Below are 14305 nucleotides of genomic sequence, written 5' to 3' on the forward strand. Positions count from 1 at the left end.
ACCTTCATTATAAAGTTTTCTTCTACTTATTAAAATGATAAAAACTTTCCTTAATTTAAAATGACAAAAATTAGCCACGACTATTTTAATATAAATTGTGACGAATTGTCATAAAGTTTTAGAAATAAAATTGTTAAAAAAAGTGTTTCATAAATTTTGAAAAGAATTGTTATTGACACAATTAAAGGAGAAACATATAATTATTTTGATAATGATTATCAATTGCGACTAGTTGTTTTTAATAATAAAAATTTATGTAGGGGTGTAATAATGAAAAAATTACCAATAATTTTATTAACGTCGTCATTACTTTTAGCAGCGTGTGGAAATAACGGAGAAAGTAGTAAAGATAGTTCTAATAAGAGCAATAATGATAGTGGAAATAAAGCCGAATTAAAAGAGGCTACTAAAAAATATGAAAAATACACAGACAAACAATTAGACGAGTTCTTAAAAGGAACACAACAATTTGTAGATGCTATTGATAACAATGATATGGATAAAGCTAAAGAATTATATCCTAAAGTACGTATGTATTATGAACGTTCTGAACCAGTTGCAGAAGCTTTTGGTGATTTAGATCCTAAAATTGATGCGCGTTTAGCAGATATGAAAGAAGAAAAGAAAGAGGACGAATGGACTGGTTATCATAAAATTGAAAAGCAACTTTACCAAGACAACAAAATTGATGATACAACTAAAAAAGATGCTAAACAATTACTTAAAGATGCCAAAGAATTACACGCCAAAGCAGATACTTTAGATATTACACCTAAATTAATGCTACAAGGTTCAGTAGATTTATTAAACGAAGTATCTACTTCTAAAATTACTGGTGAAGAAGAAATTTATTCACACACAGACTTATATGACTTCAAAGCTAATATTGAAGGAGCACAAAAAATCTATGAGTTATTCAAACCAACTTTAGAGAAAAAAGATAAAAAATTAAGTGCAGATATTCAAAAGAACTTTGATAAAGTAAATGAATTACTAGATAAATATAAAGATGGCGATGGCTATAAATCATATAATGATGTAACTAAGAAAGATAGAAAAGCACTTTCAGATGCTGTGAATTCATTAGGAGAACCGCTAAGTAAAATGGCCGTGGTTACTGAATGAGTAAACTAGACAATCAAAAGTCATCATCTGTAACTAGACGATCATTTTTAAAAATGATGGGTATAGGTGGCGCCGGTGTCGTTATAGGTGCTAGTGGTGCAGGAAGTGTATTTTCATTTAAATCAATGTTTGACACTCCAGAAGATGAAGAAAAAGATGCTTACGAGTTTTATGGTAAAGTGCAAGCGGGTGTTACTACACCAACTCAGAAAACTTGTAATTTCGTATCTTTAGAACTGAAATCTAAAGATAAAAATGCGATCAAAGATATGTTTAAAGAATGGACTAAGATGGCTGCCAATATGACAGATGGCGATGCAGTAGAAAAGGATAGTAAAAATCCATTATTACCACCTGTTGATACAGGTGAAGCTATTGGATTAGGTGCCAGTAAATTAACCATCACTTTTGGAGTAAGTAAATCATTTTTAAAAAAATTAGGTCTTTCTAATAAAATTAGAAAAGATTATAAAGATTTACCGCATTTCCCTAATGACCAAATTACAGATGATTACAGTGATGGCGATATCATGATTCAAGCATGTTCAAATGATGAACAGGTAACGTTTCATGCTGTGCATAATTTAATTCGTCCATTTAGAGATTTAATCAAAGTGAAATGGTCTCAAAATGGTTTTGTATCAGTCAAAGGAAAAGAAACACCTAGAAACTTAATGGCATTTAAAGATGGTACAGTCAATCCACGCAAAACAAATGAATATAAGGATTATGTATATATTGATGATGGTTGGGCTAAAAATGGTACATATTGCATTATACGTAGAATTCAAATTCATATTGAAACGTGGGATCGTACAGCACTAGAAGAACAAGAAGCTACATTTGGTAGAAAAAGAGCTTCTGGTGCACCGTTAACAGGTAAAAAAGAATTTGATGAAATGGATCTTAAAGCTAAAGATAGTACAGGGGAATATGTTATTCCTAAAGATGCACATGCGCGTTTAGCGAAAGAGGCTAAAACGTCAATAAAAAGACGTGCATATAACTATACGGCAGGAACAAATGAGAAAACAGGAAACTTAGAAACAGGTCTACTATTTATTTGTTTCCAAAAGTCTCCACAACAATTCATTGATATTCAAAATCATCTAGGACATCAAGACAAATTGAATGAATATATTACACATAGAGGAACTGCAACATTTATTGTATTACCAGGTGTACAAAAGGGAGGCTACCTAGGTGAATCGCTATTTAATTAAGATTGTTACTATTATCATTCTTGGGTTAACTATCTTTAAGTTTGCGCCTGCTTATGCCGAAACTTCTTCAATGAGCGAAACATATGTTGCTATTACAGATGCAAAATCAACAATAGAAGATAAAGATAAAAGTGCATCAGATAAATCTAAAGCACTAAAAGAAGTAAAAAAAGAAATCAAATCTTTAAAAATAAAAAATAGTAAAGAAGGCAAGAAAGTTAACAGTAAGTTGAAGGAAGTTGAAAATGCTTCATCAGATGAAACTAAAGCTGATAAACTTTCTGAGTTAACAAAGGCGCTTATTGCTTATGAAGATAAACAATCTTCAAAAGATGCTTCAGGAAAAATCAAAGAGTTAAAGCAAGCAGTTGATGCAAAAGATGCACCAATGAAAAAAGCAATCAAAGATAAAAATCAAACAGAGTTACAATCGCTTAACAATCAACTGAATACAATTTGGACAAGTAATGAAACCGTTATTCGTAATTATGATGACGGGAAATATGGCCAAATCGAAGTGAACTTAATGCAATTACGAGTTGCAGTGCAAAAAGAACCTTTAGATGTGGATAAAGTTAAATCTACATGGTCTACATTTAAAGATAGTATTGATACTGTTGATCAAAAGCAATCTGATACAGATTCAGATAAATACAAAGTAACTCAACTTAATGATGAATTAGATAAAGCTATCGCTGGAATCAATGATAATGATTTAGATAAAGCAGATGCGTCATTATCAAGATTTGTTAAAATATGGCCTTACGTTGAGGGTAAAATTCAAACTAAAAATAGTAGCTTATACACTAAAATAGAAGACAAAATTCCTTATTACCAAAGTATTTTAGATGATTCAAATAAAGATCGTGTGAAAAAAGGTCTACAAGAAATGAATACAGAAATTAAAGATACAGTTGGTCAAGGTGAATATTCTTTTGTTGATGTAATGATTATTTTCTTAAGAGAAGGTCTAGAAGTCTTATTAATTATCATGACGTTAACAACAATGACACGTAAAGTTAATGATGTTAAAGGTACATCAAGTGTTATTGGTGGTGGATTATTAGGGCTTGCTTTAAGTATTGGTCTAGGTATTGCCTTTATTTATACAATAGGTAATAATGGCGTTGTCAGAGAAGGTATGGAAGCGGTGCTCGGCATTGTTGCTGTTGTCTTAATGTACATTGTAGGTATTTGGATGCATCGTCGATCTAATGCACAACGTTGGAATGAAATGATTCAAAATATGTATAACAGTGCAATGAGCAATGGAAACTTAATACTTCTCGGTACTATTGGTCTTATCTCAGTATTAAGAGAAGGCGTTGAAGTTATCATATTCTATATGGGTATGATAGGTAGTATCACTACAAAAGATTTTATTCTAGGTATAGCACTAGCAATAGTAATACTAGTTATCTTTGCTTTTGCATTTAGATTTATTCTTAAATTAATCCCAGTACGCTTTATTTTCAGAGTATTATCCATATTAATATTTGTTATGACATTTAAAATGTTAGGTGTAAGTATTCAAAAATTACAATTACTAGGTTATATGTCCCAACATAGTATTGAAGGCTTACCAACAATTAGTTGGATTGGTTTTTATCCAAGTGTAGAAACAATTATTGCACAAGTGATTTTAATCATACTTATACTTGCATTTGTCTTAAAAAGACGTAAAAAATAAAAAAAGAATCTCGAGTGAAGTTATAATAACTAGACTTCATTCGAGATTTTTTGCCTTTTGTAAGTGATTTTAGCAATTAACATACTAAATTCAAATAAGATGATTAAAGGTAACGTTAATAGTAAATTAAGAACTAAATCTGGTGGTGCTATAATACTTGCTACAACAAAACAAGCAAAGTAAATATATTTACGATATTTTCCTAATTGATGAGGATCTATCAAACCAAAATGAGCTAATCCCATAAATAACACGGGTATTTGGAATAAAAATCCAAAGACAAGTAACCATCGTATTAATTCACCTAAGTATGCCTTTAAACCGATAATAGGTTCAATACTAAGAGCATCCGATAAATTAATTGAAAAATTAATAATAAGCGGAAACCCAATAAAGAAGGCAAATACAACACCAATTAAAAATGATCCAGCGCAAAAAATACTATATTTATATATAAATTTGCGTTCATAGTGGTGTAAACCTGGTGCAATAAATGCCCAAAGTTGGTAGAAGATGATGGGTGCGATGATACATACAGCTACTGAAAAGATAATCATAATATAAATTTGAATCGTTTCAGTAAAAGAAAATGTATGCAATGTTACATCTGAACGCTTTATATAATGTAAAAAAGGTTTAATCCACCAATGAGACGATATATAAATGATAATAGTTGCGACAATAAATGATATGAGTACGCGTACTAAGCGTTGTCTTAATTCAGTGAAGTGCTCTAGTAAAGTAGCACTATTTTGATTGTTCACGTTGTGATTTTGAAGATTTACTGGGAGTTTCTGTAGAATCTTCATCTATATTTTCAGCAGCTGATTTAAATTCTTTTAACGTAGATCCAATAGCACGACCAAATTGAGGTAATTTAGTTGGTCCAAAAATAATTAATGCAATAATACTTATAATGACAAGGCTTGTTGGTCCAGCGATTCCTAATACAAACATGTTTTCCATTTTTATCATCCTTTATAATAGTACTTGATTAATTATAACTTTATACTTATTGATAAAGATTATCAATAAATAATTTGGTTTTTGTAGTAATTTAATCGTCGTAGTTATATTAAATGCATTTCACTCAAAATAGTTTAATCGTCTTCAATTATTCTAGTTTATAATATATAATAAATGAAATATTCTGAAAAATAATATAGAGTATTGTTAAATTGCATTACTAAAGGGGGATTATCATATAATGAGACAAATTGAAGAAATTAATATTGAAGATGTTAAAGCACTTCAAAAAATAGCTATTGATACATTTTATGAAACATTTAAACCATATTATACTGAAGAAAATTTACAAAAGTTTTTTGAGGACGCATATAATATTGAAAAGTTAAAAACAGAATTAAACAATCCCGAATCTTTCCATTACTTTTTTAAAGAAAATAATGAAATTGTTGGATATACGAAATTTAATATTGATAACGCACAAACTGAACCTCATGGAGAAGATTACCTAGAAGTACAACGTATTTACTTCTATCAAACTCATCAAGGTGGAGGAAGAGGTAAAGAATTGATTAATTTAGCTGTAGAAAAAGCCAAATCATTTGGAAAATCTAAAATATGGCTTGGTGTGTGGGAACATAATCCAAATGCAATTCAATTTTATAAATCAAGAGGATTTGTTCAGACTGGTCAACATGAATTCTATACAGGTGATGTTGTTGATAGAGATATTATTATGGAAAAAGAATTATAATTTCAAATAATTGACTTTTATAATCAATTAAAAGTATTGAAATATTCGCATCTTAGTTCAAATTCAGATATAATGATGACGTTAATTTTTTAAATTATGTTTAAAATATATTGTTATAAATAAAAGATTTATCGTTGGAAAGGACGTATTAGATGCATTCATTGACAATTATTGTCACTTATTACAATTCAGAGGAATATATCCAAAATTGTATAGAAAGTATTAAGCAACAACGTACTCAGGACTTTGAGGTTATCATTGTAAACGATGGTTCTACCGATCAAACTGAGAGATTAATGAACGAGTCACTTAAAGATTATGATAAGAAAATCAATTACATTAAATTAGAAGAGAATCAAGGACATGCACATGCTCGTAATGTTGCAATGAAAGAAGTAGAAACACCTTATTTCATGTTTTTAGATGCAGATGATGAACTTGCATCTTATGCCATTACTTTTTATTTGGAAAAATTTAATTTCACTGATGGTTTAATAGCTCCTATACATTCGTTTACGCTTAAAAAGCCACAATTTGTTGATTTAGATAGAGTAAAAGTTAATTATTATGTTGGTAAAAGTAATATAAATTCATTTTTAAGAAAGCAAACAGCTTGTAATATTATTTTTAGAACAGCAATTGTAAAAGCACATCAATTGGAATTCAACGAAGATTTGAGTGTATATACGGATTGGTCTTTCGTCATCGAATACTCTAAATATGTAAATAAATTCATGAGAATTACCAATTTCTCTTTCTACTATCGAGGAGAAGTATATGACCCATTCGAAGGTACAACATTGAGTGAACAAGACTTTGATATTTTATTCGAAGATTATGTCAAAATGTTCTACGATGCTATGAATCGTGTCACAATTAAAGAAACAAAATCATTCATTATTGACAAGTTGGAACAACAAATTGCAAGAGATTTTGATCCAACACATCATGATATTAAGAAAAGATATGCTGCACACAAAGAAACATTAGTTGAATTAGCACGTTATTTAAACGTTAATTTAATCAAACATCAACATCTTATTAATAAAATTGAGACGATTCTTCTGATGAATGATGACACTGACAAAGCGTTCCAAGTTAACCAGTTCAGAAAAACATTAAGACATGTGAAAAATATTGTCTTACGTAATAAAAATAAAAATCGTTCAGTTTATGAATTAACAGATAAACAAGAAAACGTAAAACCTAAAACGATTGTGTTTGAATCATTCGGTGGTAAAAATTATAGCGATAGTCCGAAATATATTTATGAATATATGCAAAAGTATTATCCAAATTATCGTTATGTATGGTCATTTAAAAACCCAAATAACCATGTTATCCCAGGTGACGCTGAAGTGGTTAAGCGTAATTCAGAAGCATTTTATCAAGCTTATTCAGAAGCTAGTCACTGGGTTTCAAATGCAAGATTGCCTTTATATTTAAATAAAAAAGAAAATCAAACATACATCCAAACATGGCATGGTACACCATTAAAACGTTTAGCAAATGATATGAAAGTAGTTCGTATGCCAGGTACCACAACACCAAAATATAAACGTAATTTCAACCGTGAAACGTCAAGATGGGATTATTTAATCTCACCTAATAGATATTCATCAGAAATATTCAAAAGTGCGTTCTGGATGGATGAACCAAGAATTTTAGAAATTGGATATCCTAGAAATGATGTTTTAGTAAATAGAGCAGACGACGAAGAATTTAAAAATGAAATCAAAAAGAATTTAAACATTCCAGAAGATAAAAAAGTCATCATGTATGCACCTACTTGGAGAGATGATGAATTCGTAAGTAAAGGTAAGTATCTATTTGAATTAAAAATCGACTTAGACAACCTATACAACGAATTAGGAGAAGACTATGTCATTTTATTACGTATGCATTATTTAATTTCAAATGCTATCGATTTAACTGGATTTGAAAACTTTGCTATCGATGTATCAAATTATAATGATGTTTCAGAATTATTCTTAGTCAGTGATTGTCTAATCACAGATTACTCATCAGTAATGTTTGATTACGGCATTTTAAAACGTCCACAATTCTTCTTTGCATATGATATAGACAAGTATGATAAAGGCTTACGTGGGTTCTATATGGATTATAAAAAAGATTTACCAGGTCCTATTTTTACTGAACCATACGGATTAGCTAAACAACTAAAAGACTTAGATAAAGTTCAACATGATTATCAAGATAAAATTGATGCCTTTTATAATCGATTCTGTTCAGTAGATGATGGTAAAGCATCACAATATATTGGTGAATTAATTCATAAAAATATTGAAGAATAAACTTTAATAAAATAACACGAAAAATTAATAAATTTAGGGTATAATATTTATGAGTAATTAAATATTATACCCTTTTTATATTCGTTTCTTTTTATGAAAAATACATGCTTAATTGTAGACCAAGACATTGGTGTGTTCATATATTTAAAAAGAGAGATAAATACAAAAAGGGTGAGAAGATGTTTTGGAAATAAAAAATATTATTTAGGAGGTTGTACTGATGAAAAAATTATATACGAGTTTGTTGGCATTATCACTTTTATTAGGTGCCACAGCATGTTCGAATGATGATAGCAACAAAGATAAAGACAACTCTAAAGATGAGTCATCTAAAACTGAACAAAAGGATAAAAAGTCAAATGATCATTCAAAAGATAAAACATCAAATAAAGATGATCAAAGCAATTCTAAGGAAAGTAAAGATGACCAAAATAATGATCAAAACGATGACCAAAACAATACAAGTGGTAATGATTCAACAAGTCAGAATCAAGATGATAATAGTGGAAATGATTCAAATCAACAAGCTAAAAGTACTGACAATTCAACTCAGCAATCTAATAATATGAATGACGCGAATACATCTAATAATAATTCAAACCAAACTGCTAGTAATACTAACAATCAAAAAACATCAAATCAATCTTCACAATCAACACAAAGTACAAGTGGTTACGTAGCACCATATCAATCAGAAAATGCCACATCAGTAGCTAGAAATTTATCAAAATCAAATGTTAATCAATCAACTGCATTAAAACAATTACCTAACTTCCAAACTGCTTTAGATTTAGCAAGACAAGAAGCAAATTTATATGGCAGTAGTAATAAAACGTATAATGATTATGCAATTGAAGGTGAGAATGCCAATTATAGATATGTATTTAGTTTCAAAGACCCACAACAAAATGGTGTTTATTCTATAGTTACTGTAAATAGCCAAGGCGAACCAGTTGTTGTTGACCCAGCTTATGGAAAATAAAAGTATGTTATTTCAAAATATATAGATATAAAAAAGGCGTATCATCAAATGTAAATACTTTGTGATACGCCTTTATAAGAACATTAGTTTCTAGTTATTTTAACTCTTTTTGAATTAGCTTCGTAAGATATTGTAAGGATTGATTATTTTTATTGATATACGGATTATCGTTTTTAGGAATCATATCTGTTACTAAATCATTTAGTAATAAATCAGGATCCGTATACCAAACATTAGCTAAGCTTTTCATCACACGATTATAAATACCTCGCTCTTCTTTGTATTGGTCATGATAAGGTGTATATAAGCATACACGTTTATCAATTGTTAGTGCATCAAATACTATAGATGAATAATCTGTAAGTACGATATCAGAAATAAGTAGTAAATCTTGAGTTTCTATTCCTTTTTGAGGAATAATCACTTCATCAGGTAAGTTTACGGTTTGACTACTTTCGACATGACCTTTAAATATGACGTTATATTTATCCAATAATTGGTCGGTGATTGGTAATGTTGGGTCTAACTCATTATTTGATAACCAAGTTGGAGCATAAAGTAATATTGGTTTATTTAGGTCGCAATTTAAGTCGCGTTTGAGTTGTTCATAAAATGATGACTCACTTAGTTTGTTTAGTAAATATTGCACGCGTGGATAACCAATAGGTAACACTTCAGTATCATGAGTAGGGAAAGCTGTATGGAACATATCCATAGCAAATTTTGAATCACATACTAAGTAATCTTGTTTAGCTAACTTGTTATATTTACGAGCTCTATAATTATATATATTTAAGTTTTGGTTTGGTTCATGACTATCTAAAAATAATTTTTTAATTGGAGTACCATGCCAAAGTTGAATAATAGTACCATTTGGTTTGATGTCATCTGGAATATAACTTTCCGTGACAACTACTTTAGCAGTTTCTATCATAGATTTTGTTTCAGAATCCTCAGGTGATATAAAATGTGGCCCTTGTCTATCATTTGTCACAAAATAAGTATTGATGGTTGGATTTCTCTTAACAAAATAATTAAATAAGTATTTAGAATTACCACGATAACCATAATCAAATCCCATAAAGACAACATGTTCTTTAAGCAATGACTTATCTTTATCATAGATATAACTTAATTCTCTATGTTTTTTTAAAGAATGATTTTTAAATGGTTTGAACATCCACTTAGGTAATCTGAATTTTGTACTTAACAATACAGAATCTGAGTATCTTAATTCACTATGATCATTATAAGTAAATCTAGGGAATGGGATTTTTTGACGATGTTCATATGCGATTTTGTTTAAATAAAATTGATTTATTTTACTAATATTATTTTTATCAATAGATGACCAAAGTTGACTACTAGTATAAATAGGTGTTTTAAAATCAAAGACAACATGTCCATCTACTGCAAGTTGGCCTTTTAAAATGGTTATTAAAGCTAAATCAAAAATAGTCTCAATATTAAATTTTTCAAGATGAACTAGGGCAGATTTAATTTCATAAATCACATTAGGAAAGTGATTAATATTTTTAACCCAATCTATAAAATCAACTGTTTCTAACCCAAAATATCTGCAATCATTTAAATAGGTTTTATCTATTGTATAATCAACAATAATTGAAGTGCTCTTTAATTCAACAGCATCAAGCATTTTTTGATGAAGCATTATATCATTAGAGTATGGAACAAAATGTGTATATCCTTCATCTAAAGCTTTCATAAGTTGAATATCTAAGTTTTCTAAACTAGTTATATTAATTTGCTTTATCATATCGCTGACCTCTTTAGGCTAAATTTATTCTTCTTATTTTATCATGTGTAACACATTAATTCATAATGAGGACGTTTAATGATTTATGTAAGCGTTATCATAACAAGCTTTTGAGACAAAAATAAAGAATAAAAAAATAAAGGGAAATAATTGGGCAAAACTATAAAATCAATGTTGTAATTTTAACGATAAGATGATATATTTTAATTGTGAAAAAGTTCACAAGTTATAAATGAATTCAATTTGAAGAAGACTCACAATCAAAGATAATAAATATTTTTATTTTGATATAACTCTAGCTAGAGACAAACAAATTTAAAGTAAAGGAAGAGTCATACTATGTTAGTAAATTCATTCAATCCATTTGATAATTTAGTGTTATCAAGTATTATTGCTGCAGTACCAATTATCTTATTTTTATTATGTTTAACTGTTTTCAAAATGAAAGGAATTTATGCTGCTATAACAACATTAGTCGTTACTTTATTGATTGCAATTCCATTCTTTAAATTACCTGTAGGAATTGCTTCAGGTGCGGTAGTGGAAGGTTTCTTCCAAGGTATCATTCCAATTGGTTATATTGTAATGATGGCTGTATTACTATATAAAATCACATTAGAATCTGGACAATTTTCTACGATTCAAGATAGTATTACAAGTATTTCTCAAGACCAACGTATCCAGTTATTATTGATAGGTTTTTCATTTAATGCCTTTTTAGAAGGGGCAGCAGGATTTGGTGTTCCGATTGCAATTTGTGCTTTATTATTAGCGCAATTGGGCTTTAAACCTTTACAAGCTGCTATGTTGTGTTTAGTAGCTAACGCAGCTTCAGGTGCATTTGGTGCCATTGGTATTCCAGTGGGGATTGTTGATACACTTCATTTACCTGGTGGTGTAACAGCAATGGGAGTATCCCAAACATCAGTATTTACTTTAGTTATTATTAACTTCTTCATACCATTTTTATTAATCTTTATAATTGATGGTTTTAAAGGAATTAAAGAAACATTACCTTCAATATTAGTCGTTTCTATTACGTATACTGTATTACAAGCTTTACTAACTGTATTTAATGGACCAGAATTAGCAGATATTATTCCTCCATTAGCATCAATGTTAGCTTTAGCTTTATTCTCAAGAAAATTCCAACCGAAACATACATTTAGAATACAAAAAGATGTTGAACCTGAACCAGTTAAACATCATAGCGCAAAATCAATTTTCTATGCATGGAGCCCATTTGTTATCTTAACAGTTATCGTTATGATTTGGAGCGCACCATCATTTAAGAATTTATTCTTACCTAATGGTAAACTTTCTGGATTAGTATTTAACTTTAATTTACCGGGAACATTTAGTGAAGTTGCACATAAACCAATTACATTATCATTAAATCTTATAGGTCAAACTGGTACTGCGATTTTAATCACTATTATTATTACAGTATTAATGTCTAAAAAAGTTGGCTTTGGTGATGCGGGACGTTTATTCGGTGTAACTTTCAAAGAATTATGGTTACCTATTTTAACAATTTGCTTCATATTAGCTATTTCTAAAATAACTACTTATGGTGGATTAAGTAGTGCAATGGGTCAAGGTATTGCTAAAGCTGGAAACGTATTCCCATTACTTTCTCCAATATTAGGTTGGATTGGCGTGTTCATGACTGGATCAGTAGTTAATAACAACTCATTATTTGCGCCTATCCAAGCATCTGTAGCACAACAAATTGGTACGAGTGGTTCATTACTTGTTGCTTCTAATACAGTTGGTGGGGTTGCAGCTAAATTAATTTCACCACAATCTATTGCTATTGCAACTGCAGCTGTTAAAGAAGTAGGTAAAGAATCTGAATTACTAAAAATGACTTTGAGATATAGTATTGGCTTACTAATATTCATCTGTATTTGGACATTCATCTTATCAGTATTATTATAAAATTAAATTTAGTAGTTAAACTTAAAAAACTGATTTCTCATATATCGAGAAATCAGTTTTTTGTATATTATTAATATGCTTTTTAAGGTGTCTTGACGTATATACTGTTAAAAATTTTAAAGCTAATATTAATTAATAATGTACTTTAGCTGAACATTTTCATGAAATCTTTATAAACAGCTTCGGCAGTATAATTTTCTAGCGTATGTCGACCCTCATTGATGATATATTGGAGTTCACTATCATTATGCATCGTTAAATCAATTCGTTTAGCCAATTGAGATGTATCATCATGTTCTACTAAATAACCATTTTTACCATTTTTAATAATAGAATCAGGGCCAGTATTACCAGCAAAGCTAATGACAATGTTATCTTGAGCCATCGCTTCAAGTAAGACCATACCAAAGCCTTCATTTCTTGATGGAACGACAGTAATTTTACTTTGAGCAAGCTTTTGATCAAGTTTAGGTGTTGATGGATAAAGTTCGACAATATCTTGTAAATGATATTGATTTATAAATTGAATTAATGAATCTTTTTCTTGTCCATCGCCATATAAGTGCAATACATAGTTTAAATGTCTCAAATCGTCTTGAATTAATCTAATGCTTTCTAATAAAAGATCGAATCCTTTTTCATATTCTAATCTTCCTGCAGCAATAATAATATTTTTCTTTTGAGAAGCAATTCTCTTGTTATCAATGATATTAGGTATAACATAAACAGGTGTTTTTAGTTTTGATTGATAAATATCGCGATCTGCTGAAGTTAAAGTTGTGACTTTATTGATTTCTCGATATGCATTAATGATTTGATTTTGATACTTTGTATCATGTGCATTGAAATTCATATGTTCCATAGCGATAGTTGTAACTTTTTTATTTTGATATTTAGCGATTAAAATATTAAAACTTGCTCTTGTACCTATGAGAACATCCGTAGAAACATGTTTAATAGCTTTTATCATTTTCTTCTCAACATAACTCGAAAATTGATTAAGTCCAGGTTCATACTGTGATAATTGTTTAGGTTTTAAGAACGGTGTATATTTTTTAATACGATTCGCAATAATAGCATTAATATTAGATGGTTTCATACGGTAATCAATTAATACTTTAATATTGATATCTTTATGCAATTTGAAATAGGGTTTGTCGGCACCTCTGAAGACAGAAATAATAGTAACTGGATGACCTTTTTCAGCTAATGCATTAGCAAGTTGTGAAATAGATTTAACCGTTCCGCCTATTGCATAGATGTTATGCATGAAAAATGTGAACGACTTCATTTGAACACCTCTTAATTTTTATGAATTTATATTGATTATATCATGACATAGTTCACAAATGAGTTAAATGAATATGTTAAAATATAAGTATTAACAATAAATGAGATATATCATTTTGATCTATGTGTGATGTTACTAAGAAATTGACATTTTCAAATAGGTGTTTATTTCATTTAAGTATTGATTATATGGTACAATATTAAATGTTTTAAGTGTCATATTTTAGGTAATGTATTGAGTA

The 14305-nt window shown here is 29.4% G+C and carries 11 protein-coding genes; 7 read left to right on the plus strand and 4 right to left on the minus strand.

The window, feature by feature from the left end; genetic code table 11:
- Positions 1–270 precede the first annotated feature (270 nt).
- From efeO to NSQ15_RS02450, 3 genes are read left to right on the plus strand one after another with little or no spacing between them, the layout of a single operon-like run.
- On the plus strand, positions 271–1125 hold the full coding sequence (efeO, locus tag NSQ15_RS02440; RefSeq protein WP_046467084.1) for an iron uptake system protein EfeO: 855 nt from the start codon (positions 271–273) through the stop codon (positions 1123–1125).
- Positions 1122–2348 carry an iron uptake transporter deferrochelatase/peroxidase subunit gene (gene efeB / locus NSQ15_RS02445; protein WP_017636818.1) on the plus strand — a complete coding sequence of 409 codons (1227 nt, stop codon included), beginning with the start codon at positions 1122–1124 and terminating at the stop codon, positions 2346–2348. Before efeO ends, efeB begins: the two co-directional genes overlap by 4 nt.
- On the plus strand, positions 2329–4038 hold the full coding sequence (locus NSQ15_RS02450; RefSeq protein WP_154874127.1) for an FTR1 family protein: 1710 nt from the start codon (positions 2329–2331) through the stop codon (positions 4036–4038). Before efeB ends, NSQ15_RS02450 begins: the two co-directional genes overlap by 20 nt.
- Before the next feature lie 29 nt (positions 4039–4067).
- Here NSQ15_RS02450 and tatC read toward each other — a convergent pair whose 3' ends face one another.
- Together tatC and tatA are read right to left on the minus strand one after the other, a co-directional pair.
- Positions 4068–4802 (minus strand): twin-arginine translocase subunit TatC, encoded by a 735-nt coding sequence (tatC, locus tag NSQ15_RS02455; protein WP_340746906.1) that lies wholly within the window; start codon positions 4800–4802, stop codon positions 4068–4070.
- Complete coding sequence (tatA, locus tag NSQ15_RS02460) at positions 4786–5004, minus strand: twin-arginine translocase TatA/TatE family subunit (protein WP_017636815.1); 219 nt, start codon at positions 5002–5004, stop codon at positions 4786–4788. The genes tatC and tatA overlap by 17 nt, the downstream gene beginning before the upstream one ends.
- A 238-nt stretch (positions 5005–5242) precedes the next feature.
- On the opposite strand from tatA, the gene NSQ15_RS02465 reads away from it, so the two are divergent.
- From NSQ15_RS02465 to NSQ15_RS02475, 3 genes are all read left to right on the plus strand, one after another.
- Complete coding sequence (locus NSQ15_RS02465; protein ID WP_181299901.1) at positions 5243–5758, plus strand: GNAT family N-acetyltransferase; 516 nt, start codon at positions 5243–5245, stop codon at positions 5756–5758.
- Positions 5759–5910: 152 nt separating this feature from the next.
- The gene (locus tag NSQ15_RS02470; protein WP_117238779.1) at positions 5911–8073 is read left to right on the plus strand and encodes a bifunctional glycosyltransferase/CDP-glycerol:glycerophosphate glycerophosphotransferase; all 2163 of its coding nucleotides are present in this window, start codon (positions 5911–5913) and stop codon (positions 8071–8073) included.
- Between the two features lie 220 nt (positions 8074–8293).
- Positions 8294–9055, plus strand: a complete 762-nt coding sequence (locus NSQ15_RS02475; RefSeq protein ID WP_046467087.1) for a hypothetical protein — start codon at positions 8294–8296, stop codon at positions 9053–9055.
- Between the two features lie 94 nt (positions 9056–9149).
- On the opposite strand, the gene NSQ15_RS02480 is transcribed toward NSQ15_RS02475, so the two are convergent.
- Positions 9150–10832 carry a CDP-glycerol glycerophosphotransferase family protein gene (locus NSQ15_RS02480; protein WP_154874129.1) on the minus strand — a complete coding sequence of 561 codons (1683 nt, stop codon included), beginning with the start codon at positions 10830–10832 and terminating at the stop codon, positions 9150–9152.
- Positions 10833–11171: 339 nt separating this feature from the next.
- Here NSQ15_RS02480 and NSQ15_RS02485 point away from each other — a divergent pair, with 339 nt between their 5' ends.
- Positions 11172–12773, plus strand: coding sequence for an L-lactate permease (locus NSQ15_RS02485; RefSeq protein ID WP_029055783.1), 1602 nt, complete (start codon positions 11172–11174; stop codon positions 12771–12773).
- Between the two features lie 145 nt (positions 12774–12918).
- Here the strand turns inward: NSQ15_RS02485 and NSQ15_RS02490 are convergent, their stop codons facing one another.
- Entirely contained in the window at positions 12919–14064 is a 1146-nt protein-coding gene (locus NSQ15_RS02490) for a glycosyltransferase family 4 protein (protein ID WP_154835253.1), read from the minus strand.
- Between the last annotated feature and the right edge of the window lie 241 nt (positions 14065–14305).

Source organism: Staphylococcus sp. FSL W8-0774 (assembly GCF_038006785.1).
GTDB lineage: Bacteria > Bacillota > Bacilli > Staphylococcales > Staphylococcaceae > Staphylococcus > Staphylococcus pasteuri.

Bases quoted from the DNA above. Each gene is read 5' to 3' on its own strand.
- NSQ15_RS02485 (WP_029055783.1), top strand. From the start codon at position 11,172: ATGTTAGTAAATTCATTCAATCCATTTGATAATTTAGTGTTATCAAGT.
- NSQ15_RS02490 (WP_154835253.1), bottom strand. From the start codon at position 14,064: ATGAAGTCGTTCACATTTTTCATGCATAACATCTATGCAATAGGCGGA.
- efeB (WP_017636818.1), top strand. From the start codon at position 1,122: ATGAGTAAACTAGACAATCAAAAGTCATCATCTGTAACTAGACGATCA.
- NSQ15_RS02470 (WP_117238779.1), top strand. From the start codon at position 5,911: ATGCATTCATTGACAATTATTGTCACTTATTACAATTCAGAGGAATAT.
- efeO (WP_046467084.1), top strand. From the start codon at position 271: ATGAAAAAATTACCAATAATTTTATTAACGTCGTCATTACTTTTAGCA.
- NSQ15_RS02480 (WP_154874129.1), bottom strand. From the start codon at position 10,832: ATGATAAAGCAAATTAATATAACTAGTTTAGAAAACTTAGATATTCAA.
- NSQ15_RS02475 (WP_046467087.1), top strand. From the start codon at position 8,294: ATGAAAAAATTATATACGAGTTTGTTGGCATTATCACTTTTATTAGGT.
- tatA (WP_017636815.1), bottom strand. From the start codon at position 5,004: ATGGAAAACATGTTTGTATTAGGAATCGCTGGACCAACAAGCCTTGTC.